Source organism: Novosphingobium subterraneum (assembly GCF_000807925.1).
Classification (GTDB): Bacteria; Pseudomonadota; Alphaproteobacteria; order Sphingomonadales; family Sphingomonadaceae; genus Novosphingobium; species Novosphingobium subterraneum.
In genome coordinates, this window is sequence record NZ_JRVC01000027.1 from 36,629 (window position 1) to 57,567 (window position 20,939).

The 20,939-nt window shown below is 64.6% G+C and carries 23 protein-coding genes, 1 tRNA gene and 1 pseudogene; 14 read left to right on the forward strand and 11 right to left on the reverse strand.

Annotated features, from left to right (window positions below; all coding sequences use genetic code 11):
* The first annotated feature begins 25 nt into the window (after positions 1-25).
* The 7 genes and pseudogenes from NJ75_RS20225 (at position 26) to NJ75_RS24515 (ending at position 7,690) form a co-directional block, all read left to right on the forward strand.
* The gene (locus NJ75_RS20225; protein ID WP_230487691.1) at positions 26-826 is read left to right on the forward strand and encodes a thioesterase family protein; all 801 of its coding nucleotides are present in this window, start codon (positions 26-28) and stop codon (positions 824-826) included.
* Between the two features lie 10 nt (positions 827-836).
* Entirely contained in the window at positions 837-2,069 is a 1,233-nt protein-coding gene (locus tag NJ75_RS20230) for a serine hydrolase domain-containing protein (protein WP_039337717.1), read from the forward strand.
* 44 nt (positions 2,070-2,113) lie between these two features.
* Positions 2,114-3,352 (forward strand): annotated as a pseudogene (locus tag NJ75_RS20235) (3-hydroxyacyl-CoA dehydrogenase); the annotation flags it as partial.
* A 13-nt stretch (positions 3,353-3,365) separates the two neighbouring features.
* Positions 3,366-4,958 carry a class I adenylate-forming enzyme family protein gene (locus NJ75_RS20240; protein ID WP_039337719.1) on the forward strand — a complete coding sequence of 531 codons (1,593 nt, stop codon included), beginning with the start codon at positions 3,366-3,368 and terminating at the stop codon, positions 4,956-4,958.
* A 3-nt stretch (positions 4,959-4,961) separates the two neighbouring features.
* A complete protein-coding gene (locus NJ75_RS20245) occupies positions 4,962-6,137 on the forward strand; it encodes an acetyl-CoA C-acyltransferase (RefSeq protein ID WP_039337720.1) in 1,176 nt (391 codons plus the stop codon).
* Positions 6,138-6,189: 52 nt separating this feature from the next.
* Positions 6,190-6,930, forward strand: coding sequence for a hypothetical protein (locus tag NJ75_RS20250; RefSeq protein ID WP_039337721.1), 741 nt, complete (start codon positions 6,190-6,192; stop codon positions 6,928-6,930).
* Positions 6,931-6,973: 43 nt separating this feature from the next.
* Positions 6,974-7,690, forward strand: a complete 717-nt coding sequence (locus tag NJ75_RS24515) for a tetratricopeptide repeat protein (RefSeq protein ID WP_156135893.1) — start codon at positions 6,974-6,976, stop codon at positions 7,688-7,690.
* Between the two features lie 48 nt (positions 7,691-7,738).
* On the opposite strand, the gene NJ75_RS20260 is transcribed toward NJ75_RS24515, so the two are convergent.
* Both NJ75_RS20260 and der read right to left on the reverse strand, forming a co-directional pair.
* A complete protein-coding gene (locus NJ75_RS20260) occupies positions 7,739-8,164 on the reverse strand; it encodes a DUF983 domain-containing protein (RefSeq protein ID WP_052242697.1) in 426 nt (141 codons plus the stop codon).
* Positions 8,165-8,169: 5 nt separating this feature from the next.
* Positions 8,170-9,552, reverse strand: coding sequence for a ribosome biogenesis GTPase Der (gene der, locus NJ75_RS20265; RefSeq protein ID WP_039337723.1), 1,383 nt, complete (start codon positions 9,550-9,552; stop codon positions 8,170-8,172).
* A 124-nt stretch (positions 9,553-9,676) separates the two neighbouring features.
* Between der and NJ75_RS20270 the strand changes: the two genes are divergently transcribed.
* Positions 9,677-10,450: a CHAP domain-containing protein gene (locus tag NJ75_RS20270; RefSeq protein WP_039337724.1), complete on the forward strand. Its 774-nt coding sequence runs from the start codon at positions 9,677-9,679 to the stop codon at positions 10,448-10,450.
* 54 nt (positions 10,451-10,504) lie between these two features.
* On the opposite strand, the gene mmsB is transcribed toward NJ75_RS20270, so the two are convergent.
* The 8 genes from mmsB to NJ75_RS20310 all read right to left on the reverse strand — a co-directional run bounded on the left by mmsB (position 10,505) and on the right by NJ75_RS20310 (position 17,087).
* A complete protein-coding gene (gene mmsB, locus NJ75_RS20275) occupies positions 10,505-11,374 on the reverse strand; it encodes a 3-hydroxyisobutyrate dehydrogenase (protein ID WP_039337725.1) in 870 nt (289 codons plus the stop codon).
* Positions 11,371-11,631 (reverse strand): hypothetical protein, encoded by a 261-nt coding sequence (locus NJ75_RS20280; RefSeq protein ID WP_156135894.1) that lies wholly within the window; start codon positions 11,629-11,631, stop codon positions 11,371-11,373. Before NJ75_RS20280 ends, mmsB begins: the two co-directional genes overlap by 4 nt.
* Positions 11,628-12,410: an enoyl-CoA hydratase-related protein gene (locus tag NJ75_RS20285; protein WP_039337727.1), complete on the reverse strand. Its 783-nt coding sequence runs from the start codon at positions 12,408-12,410 to the stop codon at positions 11,628-11,630. The genes NJ75_RS20280 and NJ75_RS20285 overlap by 4 nt, the downstream gene beginning before the upstream one ends.
* The gene (locus NJ75_RS20290; RefSeq protein ID WP_039337728.1) at positions 12,407-13,477 is read right to left on the reverse strand and encodes an enoyl-CoA hydratase/isomerase family protein; all 1,071 of its coding nucleotides are present in this window, start codon (positions 13,475-13,477) and stop codon (positions 12,407-12,409) included. The genes NJ75_RS20285 and NJ75_RS20290 overlap by 4 nt, the downstream gene beginning before the upstream one ends.
* A complete protein-coding gene (locus NJ75_RS20295) occupies positions 13,474-14,616 on the reverse strand; it encodes an acyl-CoA dehydrogenase family protein (protein WP_039337729.1) in 1,143 nt (380 codons plus the stop codon). The genes NJ75_RS20290 and NJ75_RS20295 overlap by 4 nt, the downstream gene beginning before the upstream one ends.
* Before the next feature lie 100 nt (positions 14,617-14,716).
* Entirely contained in the window at positions 14,717-15,016 is a 300-nt protein-coding gene (locus NJ75_RS20300) for an I78 family peptidase inhibitor (protein WP_039337730.1), read from the reverse strand.
* A gap of 11 nt (positions 15,017-15,027) precedes the next feature.
* Positions 15,028-15,573 carry a hypothetical protein gene (locus NJ75_RS20305; RefSeq protein ID WP_039337731.1) on the reverse strand — a complete coding sequence of 182 codons (546 nt, stop codon included), beginning with the start codon at positions 15,571-15,573 and terminating at the stop codon, positions 15,028-15,030.
* A 17-nt stretch (positions 15,574-15,590) separates the two neighbouring features.
* Positions 15,591-17,087, reverse strand: a complete 1,497-nt coding sequence (locus tag NJ75_RS20310) for a CoA-acylating methylmalonate-semialdehyde dehydrogenase (RefSeq protein ID WP_039337732.1) — start codon at positions 17,085-17,087, stop codon at positions 15,591-15,593.
* A 104-nt stretch (positions 17,088-17,191) separates the two neighbouring features.
* Here NJ75_RS20310 and NJ75_RS20315 point away from each other — a divergent pair, with 104 nt between their 5' ends.
* Entirely contained in the window at positions 17,192-18,088 is an 897-nt protein-coding gene (locus NJ75_RS20315) for a LysR family transcriptional regulator (RefSeq protein WP_039337733.1), read from the forward strand.
* A gap of 113 nt (positions 18,089-18,201) precedes the next feature.
* Here the strand turns inward: NJ75_RS20315 and NJ75_RS20320 are convergent, their stop codons facing one another.
* Positions 18,202-18,501, reverse strand: a complete 300-nt coding sequence (locus tag NJ75_RS20320; RefSeq protein ID WP_039337734.1) for a DUF3297 family protein — start codon at positions 18,499-18,501, stop codon at positions 18,202-18,204.
* A 99-nt stretch (positions 18,502-18,600) separates the two neighbouring features.
* Between NJ75_RS20320 and NJ75_RS20325 the strand changes: the two genes are divergently transcribed.
* The 5 genes from NJ75_RS20325 to NJ75_RS20345 form a co-directional block, all read left to right on the forward strand.
* A tRNA-Val gene (locus NJ75_RS20325) sits at positions 18,601-18,675 on the forward strand.
* A 97-nt stretch (positions 18,676-18,772) separates the two neighbouring features.
* Entirely contained in the window at positions 18,773-19,024 is a 252-nt protein-coding gene (locus NJ75_RS20330) for a hypothetical protein (RefSeq protein ID WP_039337735.1), read from the forward strand.
* A gap of 76 nt (positions 19,025-19,100) precedes the next feature.
* Positions 19,101-19,292: a YgaP family membrane protein gene (locus tag NJ75_RS20335; RefSeq protein ID WP_039337736.1), complete on the forward strand. Its 192-nt coding sequence runs from the start codon at positions 19,101-19,103 to the stop codon at positions 19,290-19,292.
* Positions 19,293-19,345: 53 nt separating this feature from the next.
* The gene (gene serS / locus NJ75_RS20340; protein WP_039337737.1) at positions 19,346-20,626 is read left to right on the forward strand and encodes a serine--tRNA ligase; all 1,281 of its coding nucleotides are present in this window, start codon (positions 19,346-19,348) and stop codon (positions 20,624-20,626) included.
* The coding region (locus NJ75_RS20345; RefSeq protein WP_039337738.1) for a LysM peptidoglycan-binding domain-containing protein at positions 20,623-20,939 on the forward strand (317 nt) is incomplete at its 3' end. The genes serS and NJ75_RS20345, both read left to right, overlap by 4 nt.

The following is a 20,939-nucleotide window of genomic DNA, read 5'->3' on the forward strand; positions in this document are numbered from 1 at the left end:
AGCGACAGGCGACCGGGAGAGAGCATTGGAAGCTGCAATCGGCATGGACGCACAAGCGATCGGCACAATCGCGAAAGGGCTGGCGGGAGCCGGTCCCGACTTTTCCGTGCGCGGCGTTGACGGCTGGCTGCAGGGGCGCACGATGTATGGCGGGGCATCCTCGTTCCTCGCCTATGCCGCGGCCCGCAAGGCGCGGCCCGACCTGCCGCCGTTGCGCGGGGGCCAGATCAGCTTCCTCGCCCCGGTGGGGTCCGACCTGGACATCACCGTAGCAAGCCTGCGCGAAGGCAAGAGCGTGGCCAACATCCAGACCGACATGACAAGCGGGGGCACGCTGGCGCATCGTGCCGCGTGGGTATTCGGCAGTGCGCGGCCATCGAACGGATCGGTCACGCCGCAGCGCGCGGAAAACTTCATATCCCATACCGAGATGGAGGAACTGGGTTCGCCCGAGGGGCTGCACTTCATCCAGAAATTCGAACTGCGCCGCGGCGAGGCAAAGGAAGATCGGCGTCCGGGCGTTGTGCGGCGCTGGGTGCGTCTGCGCGACCGTACCGAACTGGATCCCATCGGAGAGCTGGTGCTGATCGGCGATACTCTGCCGCCCGGATCGATGCGCGCGATGGAGCGCAGAGGCCCGATCAGCTCGATCAACTGGGCGTTCACCCTGCTGGGAGACTCCCCGCAAACGCGCGACGGCTGGTGGCTGCTCGAGACAGCTTCGAACCACATGGCCGAGGGCTTCAGCAGCGAGAGCTTGCGCATGTGGAACGCCGACGGTGTGCAGGTGATGCACGGCCTGCAGAGCGTGGCAATCTTTGGCTGAGGGGAAGGACATGGAACTGGCCGACGCGCAATCGCTGGGGTTCGAGCCTGACCGGCTGGACCGGATCGGAGCCTATCTCGACGAGCACTATATCGCCAGCGGGCGCTTGCCGGGGCTCGACGTGCTGGTCGCGCGCGATGGCGAGGCGGTCTATCGCCATACCGCGGGCCGCGCGCGCGAAGACGGTACGCCGATGGCTGCCGACACGATCTGCCGCATCGCCTCAATGACCAAGCCGCTGACGTCGGTGGCATTCATGATGCTGGTCGAGGAAGGCAAGGTTGCGCTCGACGATCCGGTGACGAAAGTGATCCCGGAGTTTGCCAGCCTTGGCGTCTATGCCGGAGGCGGCGGCGAGGTGGATTTCATGCCCGTCCGCCCCGCCCCGGTGATGCGCATGGTCGACCTGATCACGCACCAATCGGGGTTGACCTACGGCATCCAGAACCGCACCAACGTGGACGCCGCCTATCGCAAGGCGCGGCTGGACGGGCACGCCAGCCTGCCCGGCAACGACCATTTCGTCGAGCAACTGGCCAAGTTGCCGCTGGAGTTCGAGCCGGGACAGGCGTGGAACTATTCGGTGGGCACCGACGTGCTGGGCGTGGTGGTGGCGCGGCTTTCGGGGATGAACCTTGGCGAGTTCCTGCGCACACGCATCTTCCATCCGCTGGGCATGGTCGACACCGGGTTCCATTGCCCCGACGACAAGGCGCATCGGCTTGCCGATGCCTGGGCCTACCAGGCCGGGCAGCCGCCGCAGTTGTTCGATCCCGCCGAGAAATCGGGCACGCGCCGGGTGCCACGCTTCGAAAGCGGAGGCGGTGGGTTGCTTTCCACGACCGCCGATTACCACCGCTTCTGCCGCATGCTCGTGAACGGCGGCGCGGCAGACGGGGTGCGTATCCTCAGCCCCAAGACGCTCCAGTTGATGACCGCCAACCACCTGCCCGGCGGCGCGGATCTGACGCAGGTGTCCAAGGCACTGTTCAGCGAGGCCTACAACGCGGGCGCTGGATTCGGCCTTGGCTTCGGCATGACCATCGACCCGGCGAAGGCGCTGGTGCCGGGGTCAGCCGGCGAGTTCTACTGGGGCGGCATCTTTTCGACCGCGTTCTTCGTGGACCCGGTGGAGAAGGTCCACGCGGTCTTCATGACCCAGCTCTACCCTTCGTTCATCTATCCCATCCGGCGTCAGTTGAAGACGCTGATCTACAGCGCGCTGGCCACCAGCCGCGCCTGATCCAGCTTTAGGAGAGAACCACGATGTCCGACCCCATCCCCGGTGCCAAGGAGCACATCGACGCCGCTCGGAAGCTGGCAGCGACCATCGACGATATCCCGGCTGACACGCAGCTGCTTCCCATCAACCGCGTCGGCGTGATCGGCGCTGGCACGATGGGCGGCGGCATCACCATGAACTTCCTGACGGCGGGCATTCCGGTGATTATCGTGGAAATGACGCAGGAAGCGCTCGATCGCGGCGTTGCCACCATGCGCAAGAACTACGAGAACACCGTCAAGCGCGGAAAGATGGAGGCCGCAGACGCCGAGGCCGCGATGGGCCGGCTGACGCCGACGCTGGACTTCGGGGCGCTGGCCGAGGCCGATCTGGTGATCGAGGCGGTCTATGAAAGCATGGACGTGAAGAAGGACGTGTTCGGCCGGCTCGACAAGGTGGCCAAGCCGGGCGCGATCCTCGCCTCCAACACCAGCTATCTCGACATCGACGAGATCGCCAGTGTCACCTCGCGCCCGGAAGCGGTGCTGGGCATGCACTTCTTCTCGCCCGCCAACGTGATGAAGCTGCTTGAAGTCGTGCGCGGCAAGGCGACGGGCAAGGCGCAGCTGGCAACGGTGATGGCGCTTTCGGTGAAGATCGGGAAGGTGCCGGTGGTCTCGGGCGTGTGCCATGGCTTCATCGGCAACCGCATGCTCTCACCCCGTCAGGCGCAGGCCCATGCGCTGATCATGGAAGGCGCGAACTATTGGGACGTGGACGAGGCGCTGCTCGAATTCGGTTTCCCGATGGGGCCGTGGCAGATGGCCGATCTTGCCGGTGTGGACATCGGCTGGCACCGCGATCCCAATCGGATCGAGACATTGCGCGATGCGCTCTGCGCGGTCGGCCGCTGGGGGCAGAAGACGAAGAAGGGCTTCTACGACTACGACGACAACCGCCAGCGTTCGCCTTCGGACGAAGTGAAGGCGATCATCGCCGATTTCGCCCAGAAGGAAGGCAAGCCACAGCGCTCGATTGACAAGGACGAGATCCGCGAACGCCTGCTCTACCCCATGATCAGCGAAGGCGCACTGATCCTCGAGGAAGGCATTTCGCAGCGGGCGAGCGATATCGATACCGTCTGGCTCAACGGCTATGGCTGGCCTGCATGGACCGGCGGGCCGATGTTCTGGGCCGATCATATCGGGCTCGATACCGTGGTCGCGGGCCTGAAGAAGCACGGCCTTCCCGTCGCACCCCTGCTGGAGCGCAAGGCGGCTGCAGGCGAGAAGTTCAACGGCTGACCGGAGAACTGCGATGCGGATCGAGGGTATCGTCGAGAGCGAGTTCACGCCGCTGAGCGACATTCTGCGCGCCCATGCCGCAAGGCGGGGTGATGCGGTGGCGCTGGCGGACGAGAACCGCACTGTCGGCTGGGCCGAGATGGACGCCCTGCTCGACCGCATCGCCACTGCCCTGCAGCGCGAGGGCGTGCAAAGGCACGAGCCTGTGGCCATCGCGGCAATGAACGCGGTGACCACGGGCCTCGCTTTCCTCGGCGCGATCCGGGCAGGCGCGGTGGCAGCGCCGCTGACATCCACTGCGACGCCGGAAACGATCATCGCCATGCTTGAGGACAGCGGGAGCCGCGTTCTGCTGCTGGACAGGGAGATTTCGGACCGTCTCGCGCGGCTGGACCTGCCCGCCGGGGTCAAGCGCATCGCACTGGACGATAGCGACGCCGGCGAACCGTTCAGCGCATGGATGGCCGAGGAAGGCGCGATGCCGGAAGAGCGCCCCCCCGCCCCCGGCGATCCGTTCAACATCATCTATTCCTCAGGCACCACCGGTGCACCAAAGGGCATCGTGCAGAGCCACAAGATGCGCCACGAATATGCCCGGCGCACCATCCCCGCAGGTTATGGCGACGATACGGCGGTGATCTGTTCGACCCCGCTCTATTCCAACACCACGCTGGTCAGCTTCCTTCCTGCCCTTACCGCAGGCGGCAAGGTTGTGCTGATGCGCAAGTTCGATGCGCGCACGTTCCTTGACCTGTCGGAGCGCGAGCGGGTGACGCACGCCATGCTCGTGCCGGTGCAGTACCGGCGGATCATGGAAGTGCCCGACTTCGACCGCTTCGACCTGTCATCCTACAAGCTCAAGTCCTGCACCTCTGCGCCCTTCCCCGCATGGCTCAAGGCCGATGTGCTCAAGCGCTGGCCGGGTGGCCTTACCGATGGCTATGGCATGACCGAGGGCGGCGCGACGGCGATCCTGCTGGCGCACCTGCACCCGGACAAGTTGCACACCGTCGGCCAGCCCTCCCCCGGCCATATCATCAAGATCATCGACGAGGACGGCAACGAGCTGCCGCAAGGCGAAGTGGGCGAGATCGTCGGCCATTCGCCGATCATGATGAACGGCTATCACAACAAGGCCGACAAGACCCGCGAGGTCGAGTGGTACGATGCCGAGGGACGCCGCTACATCCGCCACGGCGATGTCGGCAAGTTCGACGAGGACGGCTTCCTGATCCTGATGGACCGCGCCAAGGACATGATCATCTCGGGCGGGTTCAACATCTACCCGAGCGACCTTGAAGCCGAGCTGACCCGGCAGAGCGCGGTGAAGGAAGCCGCTGTGGTGGGCGTGGCTTCGGATGCCTGGGGCGAAACGCCATTGGCGGTAGTCGTTCTGGCTGATCCTTCGGCCGACCCCCAGGCCGTCCTGGCAGAAGCCAACAGACACTTGGGCAAGACGCAGCGCATTTCCGCGATCGAAGTGGTGGATGAACTTCCCCGCAGCCCGATCGGCAAGGTGCTCAAGCGCGAATTGCGCGACAGGTTCGGCGGCAATCCCATCCTCGCCGCCACATCGCTTGAAAAAACATCCCCAGCAGGAGCTTGAACCATGCGTGACGCCGTAATCGTATCGACCGCCCGCACGCCCATCGGGCGCGCCTACAAGGGCGCCTTCAACGCCACGCCGGGCGCAACGCTCGGCGCACTTTCCTTGCAGGCCGCCGTTGCCCGCGCCGGGATCGATCCGGCCGAAGTTGACGACGTGCTGTGGGGTGCAGCGCTGCAGCAGGGCGCGCAGGCGGGCAACATCGCGCGCCAGGTCGCGCTGCGTGCGGGCCTGCCGATCACCACATCGGGCATGAGCATGGACCGTCAGTGCTCGTCGGGCCTGATGACCATTGCCACCGCCGCCAAGCAGGTGATCATCGACCGCATGGACGTGGTTGCCGCAGGCGGCCAGGAATCGATCAGCCTGGTCCAGACCAAGGACATGCGCGTCGCCCCGGACAAGAGCCTGATGGCGATGCACAAGGCGATCTACATGCCGATGCTGCAGACCGCCGAGATCGTCGGCCAGCGCTATGGCATCAGCCGCGAGGCCTGCGACGAGTACGCCCTGCAATCGCAGCAGCGCACCGCCGCCGCGCAGGCCGCCGGCAAGTTCGATGACGAGATCGTCGCGGTCGACACCTCGATGGGCGTCCAGAACAAGGAAACCGGTGAGATCACCTTCCAGGACGTCCACCTGACCAAGGACGAAGGCAATCGCCCCTCGACCACCATCGAGAACCTGCAGGCATTGAAGCCGGTGATCGAAGGCGGCATCGTGACCGCGGGCAACGCCAGCCAGCTTTCCGACGGATCGTCGGCCGTGATCGTGATGGAAGCAGACCTCGCCGCCAAGCGCGGGCTCACGCCTCTGGGCCGTTATGTCGGCATGGCGGTGGCGGGCACGGAGCCTGACGAAATGGGCATCGGCCCGGTCTTCGCCATCCCCAAGCTGCTGCAGCGCTTCGGCCTGAAAATGGACGACATCGGCCTGTGGGAACTGAACGAGGCCTTCGCCGTGCAGGTCCTCTATTGCCGCGACAAGCTGGGCATTCCCAATGACCTGCTCAACGTCAACGGCGGCTCGATCTCGATCGGGCACCCCTATGGCATGACTGGCGCCCGCTGCACCGGCCACGCCCTGATCGAGGGCAAGCGTCGTGGCGCGAAGTATGTCGTTGTGACGATGTGCGTCGGCGGTGGCATGGGCGCTGCGGGGCTGTTCGAGGTTCTTTGACTCTCGCGGCGCGGTGCTTGCCCATGGGCGGCACCGCGCCTACCCTCACCCCATGACCGACAACGATAAAGATCGCCCATGGCCGCAGGCCGGGCGCGAGAGGCTGATCTATCCCTCGCCGGTGGGCTGGAAAGGCACCGACTTCGTCGACAACGAAGCCGAGCTGCTCAAGCTGCTGAACCCCAAGACGGTGTTCATGATGGGCGACAACCCTGCCCTCCCCAGGATGCCCGAGCGGCCGCGCCTGCTCGAGTTCTTCCGCCACCGCTTCGGCGACATCACGGTGCGCCACCTGCTGGTCAGCGCCAAGCGCGCGCTGGACGATGGCCTGCCCGAAAAGGTCGTGCTCGCCTGCCTGCTGCACGACATCTCCAACGGCTGCCTGATCCGCGCCGACCACGGCTACTGGAGCGCGCAGCTGATCGCACCCTATGTCGATCCGGAAGTGGCCTTCGCGGTGAAGTACCATCAGGCTCTGCGCTATGTGGCCGACGAAAGCGTCGGCTATGCCTATCCCGACAGCTACCACAAGTTCTTCGGGGCCGACTATCAGGTGCCCGAATACCTGCTGCGCGACGCCGAATACGCGCGCGGCCACGAATGGTACATGACCGCGAGGGCTGTGACCCTCTACGACACCTACTTCTTCGACGACTTCCCGGTAGTGGAGCCCGAGGAACTGGAAGGCGTCATCGCAAGGAACTTCCGCGAGCCGGAGGAAGGTCTGGGGTTTGATGGGTCGCCAACGGCGCACATGTGGCGGACGATGATCTGGCCGAATAACTTCTTGTGAGGGTCCGTTAAGTGGCGAATACTGGCGCAGTTGGAGGCAAGTAATGAAGCTACAGGCTACAGGTTTCATGGTTGCGCTTGCGATCCTCACAATGGTGCATTCCACGGAGGCTCAAGCCAATCCTTGCAGCTTTCCTAATGGAGATCAGACAACAACCGCTGAACTGATTGCGAATATCGTAGTGAACAATGCTTCTTGCGCGTTGCCGTGGCGGGCTCTGAAGCGCGAAGTCTCCGACGGCCGGAAGCGACGATCTATCGAACGCGCTTTAGAGGAAGTCGCCAAGCGAGATCCAAAGAGATCAAAAGCGGTGAGGAGTCAGAAGGCCACTGTCGCCGCCGCTGCAGGCTATCCACAAGAAATGCTGGCCATCGCTGATGCAAACGTTCTGGCCTCGCCCGAAGACAAATCCCTGCCAAACATGTCTTGCTTCGTACGGGGCCGATATGGCTTCGACGTCGATCACGCGATGCCCTTTTGTAACGCGGCGGTAGCAGCGGGTCGCCCGCTCTGGGCATTGGTGAATCGAGGCCGTGTGGAACTGGCATTGGGCTTGTTCAAGGAGGCATTGGCCGACTTTGACGAAGCGCTTGCCAAGGAAGGTTCCTCTGGTCATTCCATGGTGGTTGACGCGAGGTTTGGTCGCGGGGTTGCACGATTAAAGCTTGGCGACTCCGGCGGAAATGAAGATTTGACAGCTGCACTGAAGGCTAGGCCAACAGTTGCTGCAGACTTCGCGGACGCCGATATAAGGCCATGAATCACGTGTGCTACCTCTAAGGCCCCTATTTGCAGTAGAAATCGAAACTCAAACCACCCCCGCCTCAACCTTTCCCGCATATCCCGCGAAGCCATGCATCCCCAGCCACCACTGCAGCGCGATCACGCCGCCCTTGGCGGGCTGGAGCAGGCCGACGAGTAGCACCAGCGCCAGGGCAGCGACGATCAGCATCATCGTCCAGCCCGGCAGGCCGGTGTGGAGGCCCATTTCGATGATCACCGGGGCCATGATGTGGCCCGTCAGCAGGATCGAGATATAGGGCGGGAAGTCGTCAGCCGCGTGGAGCGTCCAGTTCTGGCCGCAGAGGCGGCAGCGCTCGACCGGCTTGAGAAAGCGCGCGAACAGGTGGGTGCCTCCGCAGCGCGGGCACTTGCCGCGCACGCCACGCCACAGCGCCGCGCCAAGTCCTTGCGGGAGCGAGGTGCGGTCGAGAGGCAGGGCTTCGGTGGGCATGACGCCTACTTCGCAAACGGGTTCTTGGGGCTGCGCAGGGTCAGGCGGATCGGCACGGCGTCGAAGCCGAGTTCGCGGCGGATGCCGTTGACCAGATAGCGGCGATAGCTTTCGGGGAGCTGATCAAGCCGGGTGCCGAACAGGACGAAGCCGGGCGGGCGCGTCTTGGCCTGGGTGATGTAGCGCAGCTTGATGCGGCGGCCGCCGGGGGCCGGGGGCGGGTTGGCGGCGAGCGCATCGTCGAACCAGCGGTTCAAGGCAGCGGTTGGCACGCGCTTGGACCAGGCGGCGCGGATTTCGAATGCGGCCTTGAGCAGATCGTCCAGCCCCTTTCCGGTACGGCCCGAGATGGCGAGCAAGGGAACGCCGCGGACCTGCGCGAGGCCATCATCGAGCGCCTTGCGAATGCCCTGGAACAGGCCGGAAGGGTCTTCGGCCACGTCCCACTTGTTGATCGCGATCATCAGCGCGCGGCCCTCTTCGAGCACCATCGAGGCAATCTTGAGGTCCTGATGTTCAAGCCCGCGCGTGGCATCAAGCGTGAGCACGACGACCTCGGCGAAGTCGATGGCGTGGCGGGCATCGGCGACCGAGAGCTTTTCGAGCTTGTCGGTGACCTGCGCCTTCTTGCGCATGCCCGCCGTGTCGATCAGGCGGACCGGGCGATAGCCTTCACGCTCGGGATCGAACCACTGCCAGTCAATCGCGATGGAATCGCGGGTAATGCCCGCTTCCGGCCCGGTGAGCAGGCGGTTTTCGCCCAGCAGCTTGTTGATCAGCGTGGACTTGCCCGCATTGGGGCGGCCGACGATGGCGAGCTTGAGGACGGATTCGGGATCGAATTCCTCCTCGTCACCTTCAACCTCGGCGTCTTCGTCCTCTTCGACCTGCTTGGGTTCGAGATGCGGGCGCAGCGCCTCGAACAGGTCGGCGAGGCCCTGCCCGTGTTCGGCGGAGAAGGCGACCGGTTCGCCAAAGCCCAGCGCGAAGGCATCGTAGATGCCGGGATCACCCTGGCGGCCTTCGGCCTTGTTGGCCATGAGCACGATCGGCACGCGGCTCTGGCGCAGGTAGCGGGCGATTTCCTCGTCGAGCGGGGTGACGCCGGCGCGTGCGTCGATCACGAACAGGGCGACATCGGCACCGACCAGCGAGGCTTCGGTCTGCTGACGCATGCGGCCGGGCAGCGTATCAGGATCGAGATCCTCCCAGCCGGCGGTATCAACGATGGTAAACTCAAGCCCGAGCAGTGTCGCATCGCCGAAGCGGCGGTCGCGCGTCACGCCGGGCTGATCGTCCACCAGGGCCAGCTTCTTGCCGACGAGGCGGTTGAACAGCGTCGATTTACCGACGTTCGGGCGTCCGATAATGATGACTTGGGGGCGCATGGGCCTGCCGTGGCTGTTTAAGCGCATGAACGCAAGAGTGCGTTTAAGTGAGGGCAATTGATTATTGCGCCATTAACCATGGGTATAAGGTCCGCCATAACCTAACCTGCAGATATCTGCAGGAATGAGGGAAAAGATCTGCCGTTTCGGATTGCTCGGTGCGCTGATCCTGCTGGGAACAGGTGCAAATGCCGCAGAATTCCGCGACTCTTCACGCCTTGGGACCGGGGACTACGATCAGGCCGAAGCCCTGCCCTATCTGCAATGCGTGCCCTATGCCCGCGAGGTCAGCGGCATCAAGATCTATGGCGATGCGCTGACGTGGTGGGATCAGGCCGAGGGTCGCTATGCCCGCGGTCACCGGCCAAAAGTGGGCGCGGTGATGAGCTTTGCACCTCATGGCCGGATGGAACTTGGCCACGTTGCCGCCGTCAGCCGGGTGATCGATTCGCGCACCGTGCTGCTGCGCCATGCCAACTGGTCGCCCATTGACGGACGGCGCGGGCAGATCGAGAACGACGTGCGCGCGGTGGACGTATCCGAGGCGAACGACTGGTCGGAAGTGCGCGTGTGGTATGCCCCCATCGGCAACCTTGGCACCACCGCATGGCCGGTGAACGGGTTCATCTATCCGAACAAGGCAGGCACGAAGGAGCGGCTGACGCTGCTTTCCAGCGCCAGCAAGGCGAGGGCGACAGAATCCCCGCGCGCGACCATCGGGGCGGATTTCCTCAAGGGCATCAAACCCGAAGTGGCGGTGAGGACATCGCCTGTACGGCGCGAGCTGGCCTATCGGTATGAGGCGCCCAAGACGGCGGTTGCAAGGCCCGTGGCCAAAGCTTCGGGTGGGCTGGCGAACGATCCGATCGGGCGGATCATTGCCGCGAAAACGCGCTGACGTTCCGTAACAATGCCGAGGCCCCCGCCTGCGCGGGGGCGCCAGCTTGTTCGATCAGAGCGACTTGATGATGGCCGAGAAATCGAGGCCGGCGTTGCCCGCATCGGCGAAGGCCGAATAGAGCTCTTCGGCGCGCTGGCCCATCGGCACATCGGCCCCGGCATCCTTGGCAGCGGCCATGGCCAGCTTCAGATCCTTGAGCATCAGTGCGGTGGCAAAGCCGCCCTGATAGCCGTTGTCCGCCGGGCTTTGCGGGCCGACGCCGGGGACCGGGCAATACGAGGTCATCGACCAGCACTGACCCGAGGCCTTGGACGAGATGTCGTAGAAGGTCTGGAGATCAAGCCCGAGCTTCTCGGCCATGGCGAAGGTTTCGCACGTGGCGACCATCGAGGCGCCGAGCAGCATATTGTTGCAGATCTTGGCCGCCTGCCCTGCGCCGCTGGCACCGGCATGGATCACGGCCTTGCCCATGGCGGCGAGGATCGGCTCGGCGCGGGCGAAGGCTTCGTCGCTGCCGCCGACCATGAAGGTGAGCGTGCCGCCATTGGCAGCCGCGATGCCGCCGGAGACGGGGGCGTCGACCATGACATAGCCCGCAGCATCGGCTGCCGTGGCAACTTCGCGGGCAGTGGCGACGTCGATGGTCGAGCAGTCGAGCAGCAGGGCCGAGGTCGGCGCGTGGCCGATCACGTCGGCGCTGTAGACCGACTTCACGATGGCGCCGTTGGGCAGCATCGAGACGACGGCATCGGCACCCTGCACTGCTTCCTTGACAGAGGTGTAGGTGGTGCAGCCGTTTTCCCTGGCGCGGGTCAGCGCCGCTTCGGCAAGGTCGAAGGCGTGGACGTCGTGCCCCGCATTGACGAGATTAGCGGCCATGCCGCCGCCCATGTTGCCGAGGCCGATGAATGCGATTTTCATGGTATGATTCCCAATTGATCAACCATCATTGCAATGCCCAGAAACAGCAGGAACGGGCCGAAGATGGACGCCATGATGATGTGGAATGTCTGAAGGATGCGATCCAAGCGTGTAAGCGGGAGAGGTTCTGTCCCCGCTACCTTAAGAATCGCAGCCTCCAGCAAGTTGATCTTCTCTTCGCGGCGGTGCCGCCAGTTCAGTATCGCTGTGAAGGTCAGAAAGCCTCCGAAAACGATAAAGAACAGCGAGGCTGTCACCGTCCCTTCCATACGCCGGGGCGCTTTTCGATGAAGGCCGTCATGCCCTCGGCCTTGTCCTCGCTGGCGGTGAGGATCTGGAAGACGCGGCGTTCGAACAGCAGGCCCTGGTCGAGCGTGGTCTCGAACGCGGCGTTGACCATTTCCTTGTTGGCGACGGCGGCCATCGGCGGCATCGCGGCAATGGTCTCGGCGGTCTTGAGCGCGTCGGCGAGCAGGTCGGCCAGCGGCACCACGCGGGTTACAAGGCCCGAGCGCTCCGCCTCGGCGGCGTCCATCATGCGGCCGGTCAGGCACATGTCCATCGCCTTGGCCTTGCCCACGGCGCGGGTGAGGCGCTGCGATCCGCCCATGCCGGGGGCCACGCCGAGCTTGATCTCGGGCTGGCCAAACCTGGCGTTGTCCGAAGCAATGATGAAATCGGCCATCATCGCGAGTTCGCAACCGCCGCCGAGCGCGAAGCCGTTGACCGCCGCGATCCACGGCTTGCGCGTGGTCTTGACGAGGTGGCTGGTCCACTTCGAAAAGAAGTCCTCGTTGTAGAAATCGGCGGCGGGCTTTTCCGACATTTCCTTGATGTCGGCCCCGGCGGCAAAGGCCTTCTCGCCCGCGCCGGTGAGCACGGCGCAGCGCTGCGAGGCGTCGGCCTCGTAGGCAGCAAAGGCCTCGATCAGCTCAGCCAGAACCTGCGAGTTGAGCGCGTTCAGCGCCTGCGGGCGGTTGAGCGTGATGAGGGTGACAGCACCCTTCTGTTCGACGAGGATGGTTTCGTAAGTCATAGCGGTTTCCATTCGTCAGCAGCGCCCAGCGGCGCGAAAATCTGGTCGAGAAGATCGTCGGTGACGCCCTCTGCCGTGGCAGGCGACCACTTCGGGGCGTGGTCCTTATCGACGATCACGGCGCGCACGCCTTCGGCAAAATCCGGCAAAGTCAGCACGCGGGCACCGATGCGGTATTCCATCGCCATGTTGGCGGCGAAGTCGGGCAGGGTCAGGCTGGTGGCGAGCTGGCGCAGGGCGACCTTGCAGGTCTGCGGGCTCTTGGTGTGCAGCGTCTTTAGCGTTTCGGCCGCGAAGTCCGAACCGTCGGCTTCGAGCGCGGCGAGGATGTCCTCGTAGCGGTCCGAAGCAAACAGGCGGGCGATATCATCGGCATGAGCAGCGATCTTCGGCTCGGGCGGGACCGACGACAGTTCGCGCAGGATGGCCGGGATATTGTCGGGCTCTGCCGCGATGCGGGCCTTGGCCTGCGCAAGGTTGGCCGAGGGCAGATAATGCGTGGCAAGTCCTGCCCAGAGGCATTCCGCACCATCAAGGCGCGCGCCTGTCAGCGCAAGGTACTGGCCGAGACGGCCCTTGAGCCGCGACAGGAACCAACCGCCGCCCACGTCCGGGAACAGGCCGATACCGGTTTCGGGCATGGCCAGCTTGGTGTTCTCGGTAGCCACGCGATACGTGGCCGGGCCGGAAATCCCCACGCCGCCGCCCATGGTGATGCCGTCCATGAAGGCGACCACGGGCTTGCCATAGGTCATCAGCAGGTGGTTGAGCTGATACTCGTCATGGAAGAACTTGCGGCCCGACGTGCCGCCGTCGTTCAGCGCCGAATTGCGCAGGAAGGCAATATCGCCGCCTGCGCAGAAGCCCCGCGACAGCTTGGGATCGCCATCGGCGGGAAGCTGATGGTCGATCATCACGACCGCCAAGCCATCGTCACCGCGCCAATCGAGGAGCGATGCAGTCATGGCGTGGACCATGTCGAGCGTCAGCGCATGGATCGCGCGCGGACGGTTGAGCGAGAGCACGCCAGCCGCGCCGCTGCGGGTGGCAAGAACTTCGTCGGTCACTTCAGCAGGTCCCTTCCCACGATCATGCGCATGACTTCGTTGGTGCCTTCGAGGATGCGGTGGACGCGAAGGTCTCGCCAGAACCGCTCGATCGGGTAATCGCGCAAGTAGCCGTAGCCGCCGAACATCTGCAGCGCGCGGTCGACGATCGACGAGCCGTTGTCGGTCGCCAGCTTCTTGGCCATGGCCGAGAAGCGCGTCTTGTCGGGTGCGCCGGAGGTCACCTTGGCGGCAGCCATGTAGAGCAGCGCGCGGGCGGATTCGAGGTCGGTCGCCATGTCGGCCAGCACGAACTGGGTGTTCTGGAATTCGGCGATGGCCTTGCCGAACTGCTTGCGATCCTTGACGTATCCGATTGCCTCATCAAGGCAGCGTTGTGCGCCGCCCAGCGAGCAGGCCCCGATGTTGAGGCGGCCACCATCCAGCCCGGCCATCGCGAACTTGAAGCCATCGCCTTCGGCGCCGACGCGGTTGGCGACCGGCACGCGCACGTTGTCGAAGATCACCTGCGCGGTGGGCGAGGCATTCCAGCCGAGCTTGCGTTCGGGCGCACCGAAGCTGACGCCTTCCATGTCCTTGTCGATGACGAGGCAGGAGATGCCACGGGCGCCATCGTCGCCGGTGCGAACCATGGTGACGTAGATGTCGTTGACGCCGCCACCCGAGATGAACTGCTTGGTGCCGTTGACAATGTAGTGGTCGCCATCGAGGCGGGCGGTGGTCTTGAGCGCGGCTGCATCCGATCCCGAACCGGGCTCGGTCAGGCAGTAGCTCGCCATCTTGTCCATGGTGACAAGATCGGGAAGGTAGCGCCCCTTGATCTCTTCACCGCCGAAGGTGTCGATCATCCATGCGGCCATGTTGTGGATCGAGATGAAGGCGCTGGTCGCGGGGCAGCCATAAGCCATGGCTTCCATGATCAGCGCAGCTTCAAGGCGGCCAAGGCCGATGCCGCCGGATTCCTCGCTGACGTAGATTGCGGCAAAGCCGAGTTCGGCGGCGGCCTTGATGGTTTCGCGCGGGAAGGTGTGGTCCTCGTCCCATTGCGCGGCGAACGGCGTTATGGCGTCGGCAGTGAAGCGGCGGGCCATGTCCTGGATGGCAATCTGATCTTCGGTCAGTGAGAACTGGTCGGTCATCTTCTTCCCGTCTTACCCTTTTGGCCGTCACGCAGAGTTAACCGCGCCCTTAAATTTGTCATGGGCGGCGGATATGGCCCACCACCCATGCTGTCCAGACCTATCCGCAGGAAATGCGGACGATCGTGTAGTTGTCGTCGTAGGAGACCGTCAGCCGGTCGGCGCGGTAGTCCATTGTCACGGCTGAACGCGGCGGCACCCAGCGCAGGGTACGTGCGCCGCTGAGACGCATCAGCTCGGCACCGCTGGCAGCAGTGGCCTTGTGGCCGATGTGCGACTGGACTGCGTCGGCATTGCAGGTGCCTTCGGGCATGGCGGGAAGGTCCTCCGGTGGCGGCGTGCCTTGCGTGCAGGCCGAAAGACCGGCCAGAGCAGCGATGGCAATGATAGCAGGCTTCATCACGGCTCTCCTCACTTGCAACGGCTGTGGCGACGCGGGCCTTGCGGAGCGTCATCGCCGAACTCGGTCAAGACCAGCGTCTTGCCGCCGTCCTCCAGCTTGTAACTGGCATCGCGCTGCCACTTCATGCCTTCGCCCTCGTAATCGAACACCGCGCGCAAGGTATTGCGATCGACATCCTTTACCGAAGCGATCTCTCCAACGGATTCATAGAATTTGACCGACCTCTCGCCGACAGTGATCGCCCCCTTGTCGTCACCGCGCGCAGGGTTGCAATCCGCCGCGTTGACGCCCCACTTGCCGCGCATTGCGACCGGGAAGACGCCGTCCGCTGCCGGTGCCGATGCCGCGGGCGAAACCGGTGGAACCATGGCCTCGCTCTCGCTGACTGTGGGCGCGAGGCTGGGCGTGGCCGACGCGCCCGGCTCGGGCGATGGGTCCGAGCAGGCGGCAAGCGCCAACGGTGCGGCAAGGAGAAGAAGAGCGGATTGCTTCATCGGGAATGCTCCGGTGTGGTTGATGGCATAACCAACGCACACCGAAGCGATCCTTTCCATGAGCGGGCCTTTCCGCCTCAGCCCATCGTCGGAATGACGAAGGCGTTTCCACCATCGGGCGAGCCATCCGGCCAGCGCTGGGTGATGGTCTTGACCTTGGTCCAGAACTTCACGCCTTCCATGCCGTGCTGGTTGGTGTCGCCAAAGGCCGAACGCTTCCAGCCGCCGAAGGTGTGGTAGGCAACCGGCACCGGGATCGGCACGTTGATGCCGACCATGCCGACGTTGACACGGGCGGCAAATTCGCGCGCCGCGTGGCCGTTGCGGGTAAATATGGCGACGCCGTTGCCGTACTGGTGCTTCGAAGGCAGCGCGAGCGCTTCCTCGAAGTCCTTGGCTCGGACGATCTGCAGGACGGGGCCAAAGATCTCGTTGTGGTAGCTGTCCATGTCGGGCGTGACATGGTCGATCAGCGTCGGGCCGACGAAGAAGCCTTCCTCATGACCCTGCAGCGTGAAGCCGCGGCCGTCGACGACCAGTTCGCCACCTTCCTCGATGCACTTGCCGATCCAGCCTTCGACCTTTTCCTTGTGCGCCTGGGTCACGACAGGACCGTAGTGCGCTTCGGGATCAGTGGAGACGCCGACGCGCAGGGCCTCGATCGCGGGGATCAGCTTGGCGCGGAGCTTGTTGGCGGTTTCCTCGCCCACGGGCACCACGACGGGCAGCGCCATGCAGCGCTCGCCAGCCGAACCGAAGGCCGCGCCGCACAGGTCGTTGACGACCTGATCGAGGTCGGCGTCGGGCATGACGATGCCGTGGTTCTTGGCACCACCCATGGCCTGCACGCGCTTACCAGCGGCGACGCCACGGTTGTAGACGTAGTGGGCGATGTCCGACGAGCCGACGAAGCTGACCGCGCCGATGGCCGGGTGATCGAGGATCGCGTCGACCATTTCCTTGTCGCCATGGACGACCTGGCAGATGCCTTCGGGCAGGCCCGCTTCGATGAACAGTTCGGCAAGGCGAACCGGAACCGAGGGGTCACGCTCTGAAGGCTTGATGATGAAGGCGTTGCCCGTGGCAATGGCGATGGCCGACATCCACAGCGGGATCATGCCGGGGAAGTTGAACGGGGTGATGCCTGCGCCAATGCCGATCGGCTGGCGCATCGAATAGACGTCGATGCCGGGCCCGGCACCTTGCGTATATTCGCCCTTGAGAACGTGCGGGATGCCGCAGGCGAATTCGACCACTTCGAGACCGCGCTGGATATCGCCCTTCGAGTCGGCGATGACCTTGCCGTGCTCGGAGGAGAGCATGTGGGCGAGGCTGTCCATGTTCGCCTCGACCAGTTCCTTGAAGCGGAACATCACGCGGGCGCGGCGCTGCGGGTTGGTGGCGGCCCAGGCGGGCTGCGCCTTCAGGGCGGCCTGAACGGCGCGCTCGAGCGTTTCGGCGGTGCCGAGCGCGACTTCGGCCTGCACGCCGCCGTTGTTCGGATCGAAGATCGGGCTCTTGCGGGCGGGCGCGCCGCCGGGGCCGCCGACGATGAAGTGGTCTACGAGACGCATCAGGAATCCTCTTTCATCAAAACTTGCTGGCGTGATGCGCCGATGACTGATTGCAGGCAACAAGCGATTATGCGAGGTCTACCTGCAGATTTGCAGGTGACCGGATGCAGTCCAGCGACTGGAACGACTTTCAGGCCTTTCTCGCGGTAGCGCGTGCCGGACAGCTCGCGCGGGCGGCGGCAAACATGGGGGTGGACGCCACCACGATCGGGCGGCGATTGCGGCGGCTGGAAACGCGAGTCGGCGCCACGCTGTTCGAGCAGACGCGCGAGGGGCAGGTCCTGACCGAGGCGGGCGAGGCTATGCTGGCCGAGGTCGAGGCGATGGACCAGGCCGCCAGTCGCATCGCCGAACACGCCGCCAGTGGCGGGGGCGTTGCCGGAACCCTGCGGGTGAGCCTGTCCGAAGGGTTTGGCAGCTGGATTGTCGCTCCTGCCCTGCGCGGCTTTGTCGAGGCTAATCCGCGACTGATGGTGGATCTCGTCGCCTCGTCCGGATTTCTCAGCCCGTCCAAGCGCGAAGCGGACCTTGCCGTCACGCTGTCACGCCCCCGCGCAGGGCCGGTGATCGCGGGCAAGCTGTCGGACTACAGCCTGCGGCTCTATGCCACGCGGGGGTATCTTTCGCAAAAGGGGCTGCCTGAAAAGCCTGCCGAGCTGGCGCAGGGGCACCGGCTGGTCGGCTACATTCCCGACCTGCTCTATGCACCGGAGCTGCGCTACCTGGCCGAGATCGAGCCGGACCTGACCGCCAACTTGCGCTCGTCCTCGATCATCGCGCAGCACCGCATGATCGCGGCGGGGGCGGGCATCGGCGTGCTGCCGTGCTTCATTGGCGATTCGGACAAGTGGCTGGTGCCGGTGCTGCCCGCCGCCCGCGTGACGCGATCGTTCTGGCTGGTGACGCACAAGGACACGCACAACCTGGCGCGCGTGCGGGCGTTCAAGGACTGGCTGACCGCGCTGGTGACGCGCGAACGCGGGCGGTTGCTACCGCGGTAGTGGTGCGGGCGTCCTTCGACAGGCTCAGGACGAGCGGTTCTTTTGCAAAAACGCGCTCATCCTGTCAAAGTAGCCCGCTCATCCTGAGCTTGTCGAAGGATGCCGTTGGGGTCTCAAACCTTCGCGACGGGCGCGTCTGGCCCAAGGTCTTCGTACCAGGCTTCCACCGGGCCGTTGAGCTTGATCGTCAGCGGGTTGCCCTTGCGGTCCATGGTCTTGCCCGCCTGCACGCGCACCCAGCCTTCGGAAATGCAGTATTCCTCGACGTTGTTGCGCACCACGCCCTTGAAGCGAATGCCGACGCCGCGACGCAGCTTGTCCGCATCGAAATAGGGGCTGCGCGGGTTGATCGCGAGGTGATCCGGCGGCACGTCGCTGCCGGTGGTTTCGGGCTGGTTGGTTTCGTCGCTCATGGAGCGCGCAAATATCTTGATTGCCCCACTTGTCAATCGAAGCGGAGCGTCGTAGAGGCCCGCCCCTGTCAAGCGGTCGAACACCGGCCATGCTCTGACGGGCGCGTAGCTCAGCGGTAGAGCACACCCTTCACACGGGTGGGGTCACAGGTTCAATCCCTGTCGCGCCCACCAGAAACGGCCCGCGAGAGATCGCGGGCTTTTCTGTATCTGGCGGAACCTCGCATTGCTCCGGTGGATTGGTCATTCTCCCCCCAACGGAGAAATTTCCATGCAAAACAAGGATGAACGCACGCCACCGCTCGAGCCCAAGAGCGACAACGCGAGCCTCAACAGCGAAGTCCACGCGACCACCAAGATCAATTCGAACGTGACGCCGGAGGACTATCCCGAGGAAGATCGCAAGATGCAGGCAATCTCATCGCAGGAACCGAGCGAGGGCGTCCGCAAGGACCAGGCACAGGACGCGACCCGACAATCACGTTCGAGCGAAGAGCCGAGCGAGGGCGAACGCGATGAATGAGCGGCGTTTGCGCGAAATCAAGGAAAGCCTAATATAAGGCGCCATCATGGGCTGGTTCACAAGGAGGACCAGACCCATGTTCAAGACCAATGTTGGCGGGATCGATCGTGTGCTTCGCATCGTGCTCGGTCTCGTGCTGATCGCGCTCGTCTTTGTCGGGCCGCAGACGCCGCTGGGCTGGATCGGGCTGGTTCCTTTGCTGACGGGGCTGCTGCGCACGTGCCCGCTCTATTCGCTACTTGGCATGAATACCTGTCCCCGCACGTAAGAGCGCTGAGGGCGGGTTGCGCCCGGGGGCGCGAGGCGGCATAGCGCTGCGCCATGCACGATATCCGCCTGATCCGCGAAAACCCCGCCGCTTTCGACGCCGCCCTCGCCCGCCGTGGCGTGGAGCCTGCGGCGCAATCCATCCTCGCGCTCGATGCGCGCCGCCGCGAGATCGCGACGCGGATGCAGGAAGTTCAGGCCCGCCGCAATGAAGCGTCGAAAGCCATCGGCGCAGCCATGGGCAAAGGTGACAAGGATACGGCCGAAGCGCTGAAGGTCGAGGTTGCCGCGCTCAAGGTTGAACTGCCTGCGCTGGAAGAGGAAGAGCGGACGCTGACGGCGCAGCAGAATGCCGCGCTCGCCGCCTATCCCAATGCCCCTGCATCCGATGTGCCGGAAGGCGCCGACGAGAGCGAGAATGCCGAATTGCTGCGCTGGGGCACGCCGCGCGAGTTCAGTTTTCCGCCGAAGGAACACGCCGACCTTGGCCCGGCGCTCGGCCTTGATTTCGAGACCGGCGCGCTGATCTCGGGGGCGCGCTTCACTTTCCTCAAGGGCGGAATGGCGCGGCTGCATCGGGCGCTGGCGCAATTCATGCTTGATCGCCAGACCGGCGAGAACGGCTATCTGGAGTGCATTCCGCCGCTGCTGGTCAAGGACGAGGCAGTTTTCGGCACGGGGCAATTGCCCAAGTTCTCGGAAGACCTGTTCAAGACGACCGACGGTCGCTGGATGATCCCCACCGCCGAGGTCAGCCTGACCAATGCGGTGCAAGGGGAGATCCTGAGCGAAGGGCAGCTTCCGCTGCGCATGACTGCGCTGACGCCCTGCTTCCGTTCGGAGGCGGGCGCGGCGGGGCGCGATACGCGCGGGTTCATCCGCCAGCACCAGTTCGAGAAGGTCGAACTGGTTTCGATCACCCGGCCCGAAGATTCCGAAGCCGAGCATGAGCGCATGACCGGCTGTGCCGAGGGCGTGCTGCAGGCGCTGGGCCTGCCCTATCGCAAGGTGCTGCTGTGCACCGGGGACATGGGCTTCACCGCCCGGAAGACCTATGACCTCGAAGTGTGGCTGCCGGGCCAGGGCGCCTATCGCGAGATCTCCTCGTGTTCCAACTGCGGTGACTTCCAGGCGCGGCGCATGAACGCGCGCTATCGCCCGGAAGGCGCGAAAGGCACCGAGTTCGTTCATACTCTCAATGGTTCGGGCCTTGCCGTGGGCCGTACGCTGGTGGCAGTCTTGGAAAACTACCAGCGGGAGGACGGATCGGTGGATGTGCCTGAAGTGCTGCACCCCTACATGGGCGGGCTGACCCGCCTCGTGCCGCTGGCGTGATCCGCGCGCTGGCGGCAGGCCTGGCACTGCTGGCAGCGGCACCGGCTGTTGCGCAAGGTGCGCGACCGCCGATCGTGGCCTGGACCTATACCGTGCAGGCGGGTGATACCTTCTCGGACATCGCGCGGCGCTGGGGCGTGGACATGGCAGCGCTGGGCGAGGCGAACGGCATTCCCAGTCCTTACGTCATCCGCATCGGACAGGTGCTGAAGCGGCCAGATCCGAAGGGTGCGCCGAGGCCATCAGCCAAGCCGGCAACAGCGGTCCCGGCGCAGGCTCCAGCCGGTCAAACCCCGAAGGCCGTGCCCCGCCC

Excerpts from the sequence above, each read along its gene's own strand:
- NJ75_RS20230 (WP_039337717.1), top strand. The coding sequence starts at position 837 with ATGGAACTGGCCGACGCGCAATCGCTGGGGTTCGAGCCTGACCGGCTG.
- NJ75_RS20240 (WP_039337719.1), top strand. The coding sequence starts at position 3,366 with ATGCGGATCGAGGGTATCGTCGAGAGCGAGTTCACGCCGCTGAGCGAC.
- NJ75_RS20245 (WP_039337720.1), top strand. The coding sequence starts at position 4,962 with ATGCGTGACGCCGTAATCGTATCGACCGCCCGCACGCCCATCGGGCGC.
- NJ75_RS20250 (WP_039337721.1), top strand. The coding sequence starts at position 6,190 with ATGACCGACAACGATAAAGATCGCCCATGGCCGCAGGCCGGGCGCGAG.
- NJ75_RS24515 (WP_156135893.1), top strand. The coding sequence starts at position 6,974 with ATGAAGCTACAGGCTACAGGTTTCATGGTTGCGCTTGCGATCCTCACA.
- NJ75_RS20260 (WP_052242697.1), bottom strand. The coding sequence starts at position 8,164 with ATGCCCACCGAAGCCCTGCCTCTCGACCGCACCTCGCTCCCGCAAGGA.
- der (WP_039337723.1), bottom strand. The coding sequence starts at position 9,552 with ATGCGCCCCCAAGTCATCATTATCGGACGCCCGAACGTCGGTAAATCG.
- NJ75_RS20270 (WP_039337724.1), top strand. The coding sequence starts at position 9,677 with ATGAGGGAAAAGATCTGCCGTTTCGGATTGCTCGGTGCGCTGATCCTG.
- mmsB (WP_039337725.1), bottom strand. The coding sequence starts at position 11,374 with ATGAAAATCGCATTCATCGGCCTCGGCAACATGGGCGGCGGCATGGCC.
- NJ75_RS20285 (WP_039337727.1), bottom strand. The coding sequence starts at position 12,410 with ATGACTTACGAAACCATCCTCGTCGAACAGAAGGGTGCTGTCACCCTC.
- NJ75_RS20295 (WP_039337729.1), bottom strand. The coding sequence starts at position 14,616 with ATGACCGACCAGTTCTCACTGACCGAAGATCAGATTGCCATCCAGGAC.
- NJ75_RS20300 (WP_039337730.1), bottom strand. The coding sequence starts at position 15,016 with ATGAAGCCTGCTATCATTGCCATCGCTGCTCTGGCCGGTCTTTCGGCC.
- NJ75_RS20305 (WP_039337731.1), bottom strand. The coding sequence starts at position 15,573 with ATGGAAAGGATCGCTTCGGTGTGCGTTGGTTATGCCATCAACCACACC.
- NJ75_RS20310 (WP_039337732.1), bottom strand. The coding sequence starts at position 17,087 with ATGCGTCTCGTAGACCACTTCATCGTCGGCGGCCCCGGCGGCGCGCCC.
- NJ75_RS20315 (WP_039337733.1), top strand. The coding sequence starts at position 17,192 with ATGCAGTCCAGCGACTGGAACGACTTTCAGGCCTTTCTCGCGGTAGCG.
- NJ75_RS20320 (WP_039337734.1), bottom strand. The coding sequence starts at position 18,501 with ATGAGCGACGAAACCAACCAGCCCGAAACCACCGGCAGCGACGTGCCG.
- NJ75_RS20330 (WP_039337735.1), top strand. The coding sequence starts at position 18,773 with ATGCAAAACAAGGATGAACGCACGCCACCGCTCGAGCCCAAGAGCGAC.
- NJ75_RS20335 (WP_039337736.1), top strand. The coding sequence starts at position 19,101 with ATGTTCAAGACCAATGTTGGCGGGATCGATCGTGTGCTTCGCATCGTG.
- serS (WP_039337737.1), top strand. The coding sequence starts at position 19,346 with ATGCACGATATCCGCCTGATCCGCGAAAACCCCGCCGCTTTCGACGCC.